The organism is Bacillus spongiae, assembly GCF_037120725.1.
Lineage (GTDB): Bacteria > Bacillota > Bacilli > Bacillales > Bacillaceae_K > Bacillus_CI > Bacillus_CI spongiae.
Genome location: NZ_JBBAXC010000001.1, coordinates 20665 through 34474 on the forward strand (window position 1 = coordinate 20665; position 13810 = coordinate 34474).

14 protein-coding genes are annotated in these 13810 nt (G+C 36.2%); 9 read left to right on the forward strand and 5 right to left on the reverse strand.

Annotated features, from left to right (window positions below; all coding sequences use genetic code 11):
- Positions 1 to 111: 111 nt before the first annotated feature.
- A complete protein-coding gene (locus WAK64_RS00105) occupies positions 112 to 1299 on the forward strand; it encodes an acetate kinase (RefSeq protein WP_336584889.1) in 1188 nt (395 codons plus the stop codon).
- A gap of 120 nt (positions 1300 to 1419) precedes the next feature.
- Positions 1420 to 2274: an EcsC family protein gene (locus WAK64_RS00110; RefSeq protein ID WP_336584890.1), complete on the forward strand. Its 855-nt coding sequence runs from the start codon at positions 1420 to 1422 to the stop codon at positions 2272 to 2274.
- Positions 2275 to 2480: 206 nt separating this feature from the next.
- Here WAK64_RS00110 and WAK64_RS00115 read toward each other — a convergent pair whose 3' ends face one another.
- Both WAK64_RS00115 and WAK64_RS00120 read right to left on the reverse strand, forming a co-directional pair.
- Positions 2481 to 2792 (reverse strand): hypothetical protein, encoded by a 312-nt coding sequence (locus WAK64_RS00115; protein ID WP_419465874.1) that lies wholly within the window; start codon positions 2790 to 2792, stop codon positions 2481 to 2483.
- A 172-nt stretch (positions 2793 to 2964) separates the two neighbouring features.
- Entirely contained in the window at positions 2965 to 3411 is a 447-nt protein-coding gene (locus WAK64_RS00120) for a universal stress protein (RefSeq protein WP_336584891.1), read from the reverse strand.
- A 111-nt stretch (positions 3412 to 3522) separates the two neighbouring features.
- On the opposite strand from WAK64_RS00120, the gene WAK64_RS00125 reads away from it, so the two are divergent.
- The 5 genes from WAK64_RS00125 (at position 3523) to WAK64_RS00145 (ending at position 7848) form a co-directional block, all read left to right on the forward strand.
- On the forward strand, positions 3523 to 3687 hold the full coding sequence (locus WAK64_RS00125; protein ID WP_336584892.1) for a hypothetical protein: 165 nt from the start codon (positions 3523 to 3525) through the stop codon (positions 3685 to 3687).
- 362 nt (positions 3688 to 4049) lie between these two features.
- Complete coding sequence (ald, locus tag WAK64_RS00130; RefSeq protein WP_336584893.1) at positions 4050 to 5171, forward strand: alanine dehydrogenase; 1122 nt, start codon at positions 4050 to 4052, stop codon at positions 5169 to 5171.
- A 253-nt stretch (positions 5172 to 5424) separates the two neighbouring features.
- Entirely contained in the window at positions 5425 to 6105 is a 681-nt protein-coding gene (locus tag WAK64_RS00135; protein WP_336584894.1) for a metal-dependent hydrolase, read from the forward strand.
- Between the two features lie 103 nt (positions 6106 to 6208).
- Positions 6209 to 6457, forward strand: coding sequence for a hypothetical protein (locus tag WAK64_RS00140; RefSeq protein WP_336584895.1), 249 nt, complete (start codon positions 6209 to 6211; stop codon positions 6455 to 6457).
- A gap of 74 nt (positions 6458 to 6531) precedes the next feature.
- Positions 6532 to 7848 (forward strand): CBS domain-containing protein, encoded by a 1317-nt coding sequence (locus WAK64_RS00145; RefSeq protein WP_336584896.1) that lies wholly within the window; start codon positions 6532 to 6534, stop codon positions 7846 to 7848.
- A 53-nt stretch (positions 7849 to 7901) separates the two neighbouring features.
- On the opposite strand, the gene WAK64_RS00150 is transcribed toward WAK64_RS00145, so the two are convergent.
- Positions 7902 to 8225, reverse strand: coding sequence for a YtpI family protein (locus WAK64_RS00150; protein WP_336584897.1), 324 nt, complete (start codon positions 8223 to 8225; stop codon positions 7902 to 7904).
- A gap of 98 nt (positions 8226 to 8323) precedes the next feature.
- On the opposite strand from WAK64_RS00150, the gene WAK64_RS00155 reads away from it, so the two are divergent.
- On the forward strand, positions 8324 to 9271 hold the full coding sequence (locus WAK64_RS00155; protein ID WP_336584898.1) for a DHH family phosphoesterase: 948 nt from the start codon (positions 8324 to 8326) through the stop codon (positions 9269 to 9271).
- A gap of 108 nt (positions 9272 to 9379) precedes the next feature.
- Here WAK64_RS00155 and ytrI read toward each other — a convergent pair whose 3' ends face one another.
- Both ytrI and ytrH read right to left on the reverse strand, forming a co-directional pair.
- The gene (gene ytrI, locus WAK64_RS00160; protein ID WP_336584899.1) at positions 9380 to 9913 is read right to left on the reverse strand and encodes a sporulation membrane protein YtrI; all 534 of its coding nucleotides are present in this window, start codon (positions 9911 to 9913) and stop codon (positions 9380 to 9382) included.
- Positions 9886 to 10218, reverse strand: a complete 333-nt coding sequence (ytrH, locus tag WAK64_RS00165; RefSeq protein ID WP_336584900.1) for a sporulation membrane protein YtrH — start codon at positions 10216 to 10218, stop codon at positions 9886 to 9888. Before ytrH ends, ytrI begins: the two co-directional genes overlap by 28 nt.
- Before the next feature lie 142 nt (positions 10219 to 10360).
- On the opposite strand from ytrH, the gene dnaE reads away from it, so the two are divergent.
- A complete protein-coding gene (dnaE, locus tag WAK64_RS00170) occupies positions 10361 to 13717 on the forward strand; it encodes a DNA polymerase III subunit alpha (RefSeq protein ID WP_336584901.1) in 3357 nt (1118 codons plus the stop codon).
- Positions 13718 to 13810 lie beyond the last annotated feature (93 nt).

Sequence of the window (13810 nt, forward strand, 5' to 3'; positions counted from 1 at the left end):
GAAAATGAGCGTATACAGTGATTAAATGAAAAATTGAGAGATAGAATTGTGCAGGAATGAACAGACTATTCGAGAATACGTTAGTTATAAATAGAAGGAGCGGAATTACACATGGCAAAGGTTATTGCAATCAATGCAGGAAGTTCATCTTTAAAATTCCAATTATTTGAAATGCCTGAAGAAAAGGTTATTACAAAAGGAATCATAGAACGTATTGGATTAAAAGATTCCATTTTTACAATTTCCGTTAATGAAGAAAAGCAAAAAGAAGTAACAGATATTCCAAACCATGAAGTAGCAGTTAAAATGCTATTAAATAAATTAACAAGTACTGGAATTATTGAGTCGCTTGATGAGATAGAAGGGATTGGACATCGTGTAGTACACGGAGGAGAAGTATTTAGTGATTCTGCCATCATTACAGACGAAGTGTTAATGAAAATTGAAGAATTATCTGATTTGGCTCCTTTACACAATCCAGCAAACATTACAGGTATTCGGGCCTTCCAACAAGTATTACCTAATGTCCCTGCAGTAGCAGTATTTGATACAGCATTTCACCAAACAATGCCAGAAAGCTCGTATTTATATAGTCTCCCTTACGAATATTACAAAGAATTTGGTATTCGTAAGTATGGTTTCCACGGAACGTCTCATAAATATGTTTCGCAACGTGCAGCTGAAATGCTAGGTCGTCCAATTGAACAACTTCGCTTAATTTCTTGTCACCTTGGAAATGGGGCAAGTATTGCAGCCATTGAAGGTGGAAAATCGATTGATACATCTATGGGATTCACTCCACTTGCTGGAGTAACAATGGGAACGCGCTCAGGGAATATTGACCCTGCTTTAATTCCATTTATTATGGATAAAACAGGGAAGTCAGCAGATGAAGTATTAGATGTATTAAATAAAAAATCTGGAATGCTAGGAGTTTCTGGATTTTCTAGTGATTTACGTGATATTGAAGTAGAATCTGAGCAAGGAAATGAGCGTGCCGAGCTTGCTTTAGAGGTATTTGGAAATCGTATCCATAAATATATTGGTTCTTATGCTGCTAGAATGTACGGAGTAGATGCGATTATTTTCACAGCAGGAATTGGAGAAAATAGTGATGTAATTCGTGAACGTGTATTAAAAGGACTAGAGTTTATGGGCGTATATTGGGATCCATCTCGTAATAAGGTCCGCGGTGCGGAAACTTTTATTAACTATCCTCACTCACCTGTTAAAGTTTTAATTATTCCAACCGATGAAGAAGTAATGATAGCGCGTGATGTTACACGTTTATCTCACTAATTGACAAAACCTTCTCTTTATTATTTAGGGAAGGTTTTATTTTTGACTGAATTGTTTAATAGGGTGAAGTACATAGATATGGTATACTTTACAGTAAATAATAGGAATGGGGGAGTTGGTTTGAGTTATTCGGAACGTGAAGAAAGCATACTAGAAGAGTTAGAACGTTGGAAATCTAAGCTTTATAGTTATGAAACAAATGATTTAGAGAATACATACGATAAGTGGATCGAAGCTGCTTTTTCTTCATTGCCTGACGAAGTCAATGAAAAGATTTTTCAAAATTTAGATACTTTTCTTTTTCATCTTCACTCCCTTTTGCAAGGATCTCAAATGCAAAATGATGCAAGAGAAAGCATTCTTGCAACTGCGAGAGTTTTTCAAGATAACATTGCGGTAGTTGAAGACTTGCGAAATTTAACGATTGACCAGCTCCATTATATAGCTGAACAGCATGCAGGAAGGCATCGAATGTATTCCTTTATTCAGGGAGGAATAACTGGAACTGGAGGCTTCGTAGCGCTTGGAGCAGATTTTCCTGCGATAGCTGTTATCAACCTTCGAAGTATCCAGCTTATATCAATGTCCTACGGGTATGATGTACAAACCCCTTATGAAATGATGACATCACTAAAAGTGTTTCATGCAGCAACCCTTCCTAGTCGTTTAAAAGCCTATGGCTGGGAGGAATTAATTACTGATTTGAATAAAAAAGAAACATACTTTTTTGAAGAAAATGATACGCTAACAGATCATTCTTGGCTTGAAGGGCCTATAAAGCAGTTAATGAAAGGGTTAGCTATTTCTATGTTTCGGAAGAAAAGGTGGTCAGGATTGCCTTTACTGAGTATGGCAATCGGAGCGGGCGTTAATTACCAATTAAGCCGTAAGGTGACAGATTTTGCAGAAAAATATTATCAATATCGCTATTTGCATGAAAAACAAATGGTATTGAACAACTCAGTAGAAGAATAACGTTTTATAATAAGGAGATTGAGTGATATAAGAATAATGGAATTTTTCCTAATTCAGGTTGGAGTATTCGGGGTATATCTTATTCCATGAATTCGGCAGCTACTCTTTCTTGTTTTAATAAAATTATGGAAAAAGTGAAAAGTTGAACTTTTCAAGTTTAAATAGATGAAATCAGCCAAGATTCCATCATTGGAAATTGGCTGTTTTTATTTATCTGTTATAAGTGGTTGGGTTCTATACCATAGCCATAAATCATTAATTTTAGAAGCTAGTTCTGCAATCTCCTCGTTAAGTTGACATGATTTTTCGAATTCATCTTCGTTTGATAGAGCTTCTTGCTTTTCATTAATGTTTATTTCAATCGCTTTAATTAATTCCGGTATATTTCCACGACACTTCTCCCAAAAACTTAAAATACTTTGCTGCTCTTTAGATGAATAGTGTGAAAGGATAATTTCTTGATTAGGAAGATTTATTTTTAAGCGAGGGTTGTAAGTAAATAGAAAAGATATATTCATTCTTATCGCCTCCTTCTTTATTGTAAATCAGCCCTCATGTAAGAGACAATAAAAAGATGTTAACTTAAGTAGTTTTGGAAAAGAAAGCGACTTAATAAGTTTTTACATAATTGGAATTAGGTAAGGTAAAGAAGGTAATCTCCTTAAGGAGATTACCTTCTTTATATCATAATTAATCCTTTTTAGTTCGAACGACAAGCACATCGCATGTTGCAGAGCGGGTAATATGCTCGGACACACTACCGATGAAAAACCGTTCTACTGCATTCAAACCTGTTGCGCCACAAACGATTAAGTCAGCTTCTACTTTTTTTGTTGCATCTCTAGAAATAATAACTTTTGGGGAACCATAGTCAATTAAGGTGTGAACTTTTCTAACTCCTGCTTCGTTCGCCTCATTTTCGTATTCACCTAACAATTCTTGTGCAAATCTCTCAGCTCTTTGTCCTACAGTTTGATCATAAGCTTCTACTGTAGCAAAACTCCTTGTGTCAATGACATGAATTAAAGTCAAGCTTGCATCGTTGCGCTTGGCAATTTCAATACTTTTTTTAAATGCCCACTCAGCTTCTTGTGAACCGTCAACAGCTACTAAAATATTTTCGTATGATAAGTTCATTCTTTACCTCCCCCTTTGCTTTCATTTTACTATATTTTACCTAGAATATCTGTTAACAAATTTCGAAAAATAAATACTGTTCTTCACATTGATTAAGGGAGGAAAATGTCAATGAAAAAAGATCGAAAAGATAACATTACATTTGAAGAAAATGCTGTCAATCAAGTGAGCCAGCAAATTATGAATTCTTATACGAGTGGGGCAGTAGGCGGACCTATTGTAAACCTAGAACAAGATAGTCAAGATGAGATAGAGGATGGAGAAAAATACGAATAATTAGTCCCTTTGGAAAACATCATGCCAATAAGGCATGATGTTTTTTGAATATAATAAAATTATTTTAAAAAATATCCTTGTTTTTAACATAAAAGAAGAATTTTGAAAACTATATCCTCATATCGCATATAATATATTGATCTAAACAACATCGATGACAAAGTAAAGTTTCTCTCTGAAAATTTATTAAGTGAATAATAAAATTAGCTCATTAATAAAGATATTTTTTGTGGAATTTGTTAAAATGTAAGTGCTTACATTTTTAGAAGTAAATTAATATTCCAATCTTTAAACCATAATGGTATAGTAATTATGGAATTTTCCGTTTTTGAAGACAGATAGAATATTAGGAGGTTACGTGTATGCGTGTCGGTGTACCGAAGGAAATTAAAAATAACGAGAACCGTGTAGCGATGACACCATCAGGAGTGGTGAATTTAATCCAATCCGGTCATGAAGTATATATTGAGACAGAGGCAGGTTTAGGGTCTGGGTTTACTGATGACGTTTATGTACAAGCTGGGGCTACTATCGTATCATCTGCTAAAGAAGCATGGTCGATGGACATGGTGATGAAAGTAAAAGAACCACTACCGAGCGAATATGTTTTTTTTCGTGAAGGGTTAATTCTTTTTACATATCTTCATCTAGCACCAGAGCCTGAACTAACAAAAGCATTAATTGAAAACAAGGTAGTTGGAATTGCGTATGAAACGGTTCAACTTCCTAATCGTTCACTTCCATTATTAACACCAATGAGTGAAGTAGCTGGTAGAATGTCTACTCAAATTGGTGCGCAATTTTTAGAAAAAATTCATGGTGGTAAAGGAATACTTCTATCTGGGGTACCAGGTGTGCAAAGAGGCAAGGTGACGATCATTGGTGGTGGAGTGGCTGGAACTAATGCCGCTAAAATGGCTATTGGCCTTGGAGCACAAGTTTGTATCATTGACCTTAATCCTGACCGTCTTCGCCAATTAGATGATATTTTTGGAAATGATGTTACAACGTTAATGTCTAACCCTTATAATATTGAGCAAGCTTTAATGGATTCAGATCTTGTGATTGGAGCTGTCCTTATCCCAGGAGCAAAAGCACCAAAGCTTGTAACGGAAGATATGATTAAAAAGATGACTCCTGGTTCTGTCGTTGTTGATATTGCGATTGATCAAGGTGGTATCTTCGAAACAACTGATCGTATTACTACACATGATGATCCAACGTATTTGAAGCATGATGTGTTGCACTATGCAGTAGCGAATATGCCAGGTGCAGTTCCGAGAACATCTACCATTGCTTTAACAAATGTAACGGTACCATATGCCGTCCAAATCGCGAATAAAGGGTACAAGAAAGCTTGTTTAGATAATGAAGCTCTTCGAAAAGGAATCAATACACTGGGTGGATATGTAACATACCAAGCTGTTGCTGAAGCTCATGATTTGTTGTATTCCGATGTCATGACCCTTTTAGAACAGCAATAAAGGAACACGTCATGTATAAATAGGTAAAAAATAAAAGAGGGAGCTTCTACTTATGTAGGCTCGCTCTTTTTTTATGTTTCATGGTACCTTTACTGATATAAACATGTATTCCACTATAAAATAATTCAAACGATATACGATTTTAATTTACTGTAGATTATGAGATAGACAAAATGATAAGAACGGTTCTGTTGCAGGATTTTTATTATACAACTAGAAGTTATTGGACGTAACTAAAAAAGGAGGAGAATAGATGGATATTTCTTATCACGGTCATTCTGTAGTCAAAATTATTTCCGGGGGAAAAGTAATTTTAATTGATCCATTCATAAAGGGGAATGAACTTACAGATTTAAAAGTAGAGGAAGAAGCTCCAGACGTCATTATTTTAACACACGGTCATAACGATCATGTAGGTGACACAATTGAGCTTGCCAAAAAGAAATCTGCTCTTGTCATAGCAAATTTTGAAATAGCGACCTATTTAAGCTGGCAAGGACTTCAAACTCATGGTATGCACATAGGTGGAGCACATACGTTTAGTTTTGGAACGGTTAAGTTAACACAAGCTTTTCATGGTTCTTCTTTTATAACCGATAAAAAAGAAATGATCTATATGGGAATGGCAGCTGGCATATTATTTAAAGCAGAGGGAAAAACGATTTATCATGCAGGAGACACGTCATTGTTTACTGATATGAAGTTAATTGGAGAATACAATGATATTGATGTTGCGTTTTTACCGATTGGTGATAATTTTACTATGGGTCCCGAGGATGCTGCGATAGCGTCAGAATTTCTTCGAGCTAAAACAGTAGTACCGATGCATTATAATACTTTCCCACCGATCAAACAAAATCCACAATCATTTATTGAGCGTTTACCAAGTGGAAATGGTGTCATTATGAAGGCTGGGGATGAAATAAAGTTATAAACGTTGGAGAGTTCCTTTGAAGAGGGACTCTCCTTCTTTTTAATCTAAAGGAAAAAAAGAGAAAGACAAGCATACATATTAAACAATGAGGAAAGGGGGAGATATGATGAAGCAACGATATTTATTATGTTTTTTATTAGCAGGAGCGATGTTGTATTATGCTGCTCCAAGGTTAACGCTTTCCATTAGTGGTATTGAAGGTTATTTTTCAATAGCATGGTTAGCATTTGCTTTCATTGTTTTAGCAGGAAATCTTACTGCTATGCTTTTTACTAAGCCTGTCAAAACAAAAAGTAGTAAGAAGCGAGCTAAGACACTCCAAAGGAATAAGATGAAATCATTGGGCATGTAACCATAAATTGAATCTACGAGCTTTTCACCTTATAATAGAGTTAACTTATAAGCTCGGTTTGGAAGGTGAAAAGCTTGGCAACAAAACATGAACAGATTTTATTGTATATTGACTCATTACCGGTTGGAGAAAAAATCTCCGTTAGACAAATTGCAAAGGAATTAACGGTGAGTGAGGGAACAGCGTACCGGGCCATTAAAGACGCAGAAACAAAAGGCTATGTAAGCACGATTGAACGAGTAGGAACGATTCGTATAGAACGTAAGAAAAAAGAAAATATTGAAAAACTCACGTATGCAGAAGTCATTAACATTGTAGATGGTCAAGTACTTGGGGGAAGGGCAGGCTTACACAAGACGTTAAATAAATTCGTAATCGGTGCGATGAAATTAGATGCTATGATGCGTTATACAGGAGCAGATAATCTTTTAATTATTGGAAACCGAACGAAAGCGCATGAACAAGCATTACGAGCAGGTGCTGCTGTATTAATTACAGGTGGATTTGATACAGATGACGAGGTTAAGCAGCTAGCAGATGAACTTGAGTTACCAGTTATCTCTACAAGCTATGATACGTTTACTGTCGCTACTATGATTAATCGAGCGATTTATGACCAGTTAATTAAAAAAGAAATAGTTCTAGTAGAAGACATTTTAACACCTCTTGAAAATACAGTGTTTCTATCACTAGAAGATGAGATCGCACGATGGCATGAACAAAAAAATACAACCTCCCATAGTCGCTTTCCGGTTGTAGATGAGAATATGAAGATTCAAGGAATCGTCACATCAAAGGATATTTTAGGGAAAAGCCACGACTTGATGATTGAAAAGGTGATGACGAAAAATCCAATTACGATGCATTTAAAAACGAGTGTTGCCTCAACCGCACATATGATGATATGGGAAGGAATTGAAGTATTGCCTGTCGTTAATGATCAGTATAAACTTCAAGGAATTATTAGTCGCCAAGATGTTCTAAAAGCGCTTCAGGTGATCCAACGCCAACCACAAGTTGGTGAGACTATAGATGATACGGTGACGAATTCTATACGTGTTATGGAGAACAAACGTGGGGAAAAGCTTTATCAATTCCACGTGTCGCCGCAAATGACAAACGGCCTTGGAACGATTTCATATGGGGTGTTAACGACTCTTATGACAGAAGCAGCTAACAGAGCACTAAAGTCATTGAAAAAAGGCGACTTGGTTGTAGAGAATATGACGGTCTATTTTATCAAACCCGTCCAAATAGAAAGTAATATTGAAATATATCCAAACGTATTGGAAGCAGGCAGGAAATTCGGAAAGGTAGACGTAGAAGTCTATAATGAAGGAAGCATTGTAGGGAAAGCACTAATGACATGTCAACTAATCGATAGAAGCTGACTCGATTTGGCGTTGTGATGGGGATGGTAGTAAATAGAAAAAAGAAGACAATCTTAAGATTGTCCCCTGCTGTTCGTTCTTCTGTTATCTTCGAATTCTTGTAAGTAGAGAGGTAAATAGTGTTGGTAAACTTTCCAACCACCATAAATACTACTTAGACCTGTAAGCATAAATATAGCTGCAATGATATACGTAAAAGTAGTTTGATAAAGGAATATTTGATTTAATCCGAATGTAGAAATAAATAATCCAAGAGCCATACTCGACTTACCATTCAGGAATTTCTTTTCTAATGGTAATTTAGAACGGAACCTCTTAATTATATAAAATACATAAAAAGATAATGAAAAAATAGTTAAAATAACCAGTACTTGCATTCAGTTGACCTCCAATTTTACACAGCTGTTCGTACCTATTGTAACCTTTTAACGACAGAAATCCAAACAGTAACTAGAATGATAAAGGAGAAAAATCAATGAAAACTCAAATATTAGAGACGATTAAACGTTATGACACGATTATTGTTCACAGGCATGTCCGACCAGATCCTGATGCTTACGGTTCCCAAGGAGGGCTTGTAGAAATATTAAAAGCATCTTTTCCTAATAAATTTATCTATGCAGTGGGAAAGGAAGAAGCATCGTTACATTATATGAACCGACTTGATGTAATAGATGATGAAGTTTATTCTGGTGCATTGGTCATCGTTTGTGATACGGCGAATGAAGAGCGTGTTTGTGATACCCGTTATACGTTAGGAGATCAATTAATAAAAATTGATCATCATCCAAATGAGGATCCTTATGGAGACTTATTATGGGTGGACACTTCTGCAAGCTCGTGTAGTGAAATGATCTATGATTTTTATTTAGCTGGGAAAGACGATGGACTTGTAATGACTGATGATGCGGCTAGATTACTTTTTGCAGGTATTGTGGGAGATACAGGACGATTTTTATACCCTAGTACAACACAAAAAACGTTTGATATCGCAGGGGAACTGATTCGCTACGACTTCAATCGAAACGAGCTGTTTAATGAAATGTATGAAGTGGATGCAAAAGTGTTAAAACTTCAGGGGTACATTCTTCAAAACTTTGAAATGAAACAGAACAACATTGGCTCCGTAAAGTTAACGAAGGATTTATTGCAGGAATTTAGGGTGCTTCCAGCAGAGGCTTCACTCCTGATTGGCTCATTAGGCAGTGTGAAAGGTATCAGTGCTTGGGTGTGCTTTATTGAAGAAGATGATCAAATTCGTGTAAGGCTACGCTCAAAAGGTCCTGTTATTAACAAAGTCGCAAAAAAATATAATGGGGGAGGCCACCCTCTAGCAGCTGGTGCATCCATTTATTCTTGGAGTGAGGCTGATCACGTTATTCAAGACTTAGAAGATGCCGTTATCCACTATAAACAAGAGTAAGCTTTTAAAACAAGACCAAGCCCATTATTAAGAGGCTTGGTCTTATTTTAACTATAAGTAATCATTTTTTTATCGAAAAAGGAATGATAAAAAAATGATTACAATTCTTCAATCTAGTCGCAATTCAATGAAGACTTCAATCGTTGTGAAATAGTAGATTTCCTTTATTACTAGCCGGTAGCGTTTGTCATTGATTTTTAAGATTTTATTTTCAAGCATCTTTTTAAGTACTTGTTTTGATTCGAAAACGGTTTCAAGTTTCTTGGCAACAAGGGAGTGCAAATCTTCTTTTATCGCTTGTTCAGCCTGATCGATGGTTAGTGATTCGTTAATAAAACCATATTTAGGACCATTCGTAATGGTAACGTTCACTTCTTGAACGGTTAGAATATCTTGATTTAGCTCATTAAGTTTTTTGACATCCTCTTGCCAAATTTTTATGTCTCCCTCTAACTCTTTAATTGTTCTCTCTTGTTCAATAATCTTTTTAGATTGCTTTTCCTGCATAGTGCCAAACATGAATAAAAAAATTAACCAACTTATAATGCCACCAATGACGACGCCAGAAAAAAACTTCTGCCATAGTGGTGAGCGATAATAGGGTGGAATACGCATTAGGAAATATGTTCCTGTGTTAGCCATTCAATAATCGTCGCTCCTGCCTGTGCCCCACCTAAAGCAGATAAAATTAATAAAAATTGTTTGAATAAATCTAGTGTTTTCCCATCCAAAAGTCCTCTTTCAAAACTGTACAGAGTGTCAAATGTTCCTCCGATTGCTGCGATAATCGCCCATATTCGTAATATTTTCGAGAGTCTGTCCATTTCTATTAATGCCGGCTGCCCCATTAAAAAAGAACTAAATGCCCCTAAAAAAGACCCTCCTAATAGAACGCCGAATGCAATGAAAAAGCTCTTGAAAAATTCAGGGAAAAAAGCTTCTGTCATAAACATCATCCTTTTTTCGTGATACTACAATATATGGGACTAGGTTCATAATTATGATGTGTGTGAAAAGGAGAACATATTTTCTTTTTTTCTTCCAATTGCCTATAATAAAATTAAAATACTAAAAAGGATGAGAGTGATCATGTCATTTGTTCACTTACAAGTGGCAAGCGCTTATAGCTTGCTGACGAGTACGATTGATATACATAAGTTAGTGTTAAAAGCGAAGAACTTGGGATTTAAGGCGCTAGCTTTAACAGATCGTAATGTTATGTATGGTGCAGTACCATTTTATAAAGAATGCCAAAAGCATGGAATAAAACCGATCATAGGATTAACAGCAGATGTCAAAATAAATGAAACAGATCGTGCCTTTCCGCTTGTCCTTCTAGCAAAATCAAATACAGGCTATCAAAATTTATTAAAAATATCTTCTGTGATTGGAACAAAATCTCAGGAGGGTATATCGGCACGCTGGCTCAAAGGGTATGGAAAAGGACTCTATGTCTATACCCCTGGTCTTGATGGCAAGATTGAACAGTTACTACTACAGAATCAAATGGAGGAAGCGGAAGAAACGGTAGTTCAATATAAGCAATTATTTGAACCTAATTCATTTTTTCTTTCCTTACAACATTATGAAAAAGAGGAAGAACGGAATGTCCTTCCATTGTTAAAACAGCTAGGACAAAAAACACGAACACCTTTACTCGTTACGAATCCTGTAAAGTTTTTAGAAAAAGAGGATTCTTTTGCTTATGAATGCTTATTAGCCATTGGGGAAGGTGTAAAGCTTTCAGATGAAAATCGTTCGAAAGTGTCTTCCGAAGAACACTATTTAAAAACAACAGAGGAAATGGTAGAGCTATTTCATGATGAAGTAGATGCACTTGAAAATACGATGACCATTGCCAATGTATGTGACGTCACCATGGAATTTGGTCAATCATTATTACCGACGTACCCTTTGCCAGATAACGTAAAGGCAAAGAATGAGCTGAAGAGACTTTGTGAAGAGGGATTACAGAAGCGAAAACCGAATAGTACAGAAGAGTATAAGGGTCGATTGCAATATGAATTGGATATCATCGATAAAATGGGTTTTTCTGATTATTTTCTTATCGTATGGGACTTTATGGAGTTTGCACGGAGGAAAAGGATTATAACTGGTCCAGGTCGTGGTTCTTCAGCAGGCTCCTTAGTTGCTTACTCATTGTTTATAACAGATGTAGATCCGTTGCAATACAACTTATTATTCGAACGATTTTTAAATCCTGAGCGTGTGACAATGCCAGATATAGATATAGATTTTCCAGACCATCGCCGTGATGAGGTTATATCATATGTTGTTCAAAAGTATGGGAAACTTCATGCCAGTCAAATTATTACGTTTGGTACGTTTGGTACAAAAGCTTCTCTGCGAGATACTGCTCGTATTTTTGGACTAAATTCGAAAGAACAGGAGCGTTTGTCTCGACTAATCCCGTCAAGGATGGGCATAACTTTGAGAGAGGCTTATCAGGAATCTACAGGCTTGCAGAAATTTGTAGATGAATCCTTACATCATAAGCGACTGTTTCATACTGCCTTAAAGCTTGAAGGGTTACCTCGGCATACGTCGACTCACGCTGCTGGTGTCATAATTAGTGATGTCCCCTTAGTTCAGCTCGTCCCACTCCAGGAAGGGACGAATGGTGTCTATTTAACACAGTATCCAATGGATATTTTAGAAAGCATTGGATTATTAAAAATGGATTTTCTAGGATTACGAAATTTGACGTTGCTAGAAAGAATTGTGGATCTTATTCATAAGGCATCAGGAGAAAAAGTGGATTTGAACGGGATTCCTTATCAAGATAAAAAAACATTTTCGTTATTGTGTAGAGGAGAAACAACTGGGATTTTTCAACTTGAATCTGATGGAATGCGAAATGTCTTAAAAAATTTGCGGCCTAACTCCTTTGAGGATATAGTGGCGGTAAACGCATTGTATCGACCAGGTCCGATGGAAAATATTCCGCTGTATATTAGAAGGAAGTATGGAGAAGAGGCAACAATCTTTCCTCACCCTGACTTAAAGCCTATATTACAAAATACGTATGGTGTTATTGTTTATCAAGAGCAAATTATGCAAATTGCATCTAAGATGGCGGGTTTTACATTAGGAGAAGCAGATATACTTCGGCGTGCCGTTAGTAAAAAGAAAAAGGAAGTACTGGATGAGCAAAGGCAGTATTTTGTCTCAGGTGCTTTAAAGAAAGGGTATTCAGAAAATATAGCTCATGTGATCTATGATCTAATCGTAAAGTTTGCTAACTATGGTTTTCCTCGCAGTCATGCAGTTGCCTATAGTATGATAGCTTATCAACTAGCATACTTAAAAGCTCATTATCCAGCCTATTTTATGGCTGCATTATTAACATCTGCGATTGGGAATGATGATAAAATCGTGAATTATATTCACGAAACGAGGCAAATGGGGATTTCCATATTACCCCCTTCTATTAACAAGGGTAGCTTTCCGTTTACGGTAGAAAAGGAAGGATTGAGATTTAGTTTAGCGGCCATTAAAGGAGTGGGGCGCAGCGCTTTGCAAGCAATTGTAAGCGCTAGGAAAGAACAACCGTTTCAGGACCTATTTGATTTTTGTTTAAGAGTATCTGGAAAAGCAGTAAACAGAAAAGTACTAGAATCCCTTATCTTTGCAGGTGCACTGGACGATTTTGGACAAGATCGTGCAGTATTGTTAGCAACGCTTGATGTGGCTCTTGATCATGCTGAGCTTATTAAGCCAAAAGATGGTGAATTTGTTTTATTTGATGATGAGGATTCACTGTTACTGAAGCCTAAATATGTTGAAGTAGAGTCAATGAAATTAGAAGATAAATTATCGTTTGAAAGTCAATCTACGGGACTATTTTTATCAGCACACCCAGTGTCTATGTTTAATCATCTGATAAGTCGTCTCAACGCCGTACATATAGTCGATATACCACTTGGTAAAAAAGAGGTCGGGGTCATTATTTATATTAATGATATTAAAACAATCCGGACGAAAAAAGGGGATGTTATGGCTTTTATGACGGGAAGTGATCATACAGGTCAAATGGAAGGGGTTGTTTTTCCAGATACATACCGTAAATTCGGAAAGCTATTAATGCAAGGGGCTTCCCTTTACATTACTGGACATATGGAGGAGAGAAAAGGCAAGCGGCAATTTATTGTGAAAAGCACAACGAGCATAGAGCAAGCAGAGGAGCTTGTAAAGCAGCATCAAAAGTTATATATAAAACTTCCAGTCGAACTGAATGAGGTAGAGGTAATGGAAGAGATTCAAGTAGCCCTCCTGAAGTATAAAGGAACTACTCCAGTTGTTGTCTATTTTGAAAAAGAGAAACGATCAATTCAGCTTGCATCACAATATTTCGTAAGTGTTAATTCAAATTTATTAGAAGAAATAAGAAGAATAATTGGACAGAATAATTTAGTAATTAAATAAATTTTTCTTTACTTGTTGTCATCTTTTGATATACTTTGATAGTGAATCATGTGGTCTGACCACTATAGAAATGTATATACATCTCTGTCTTTA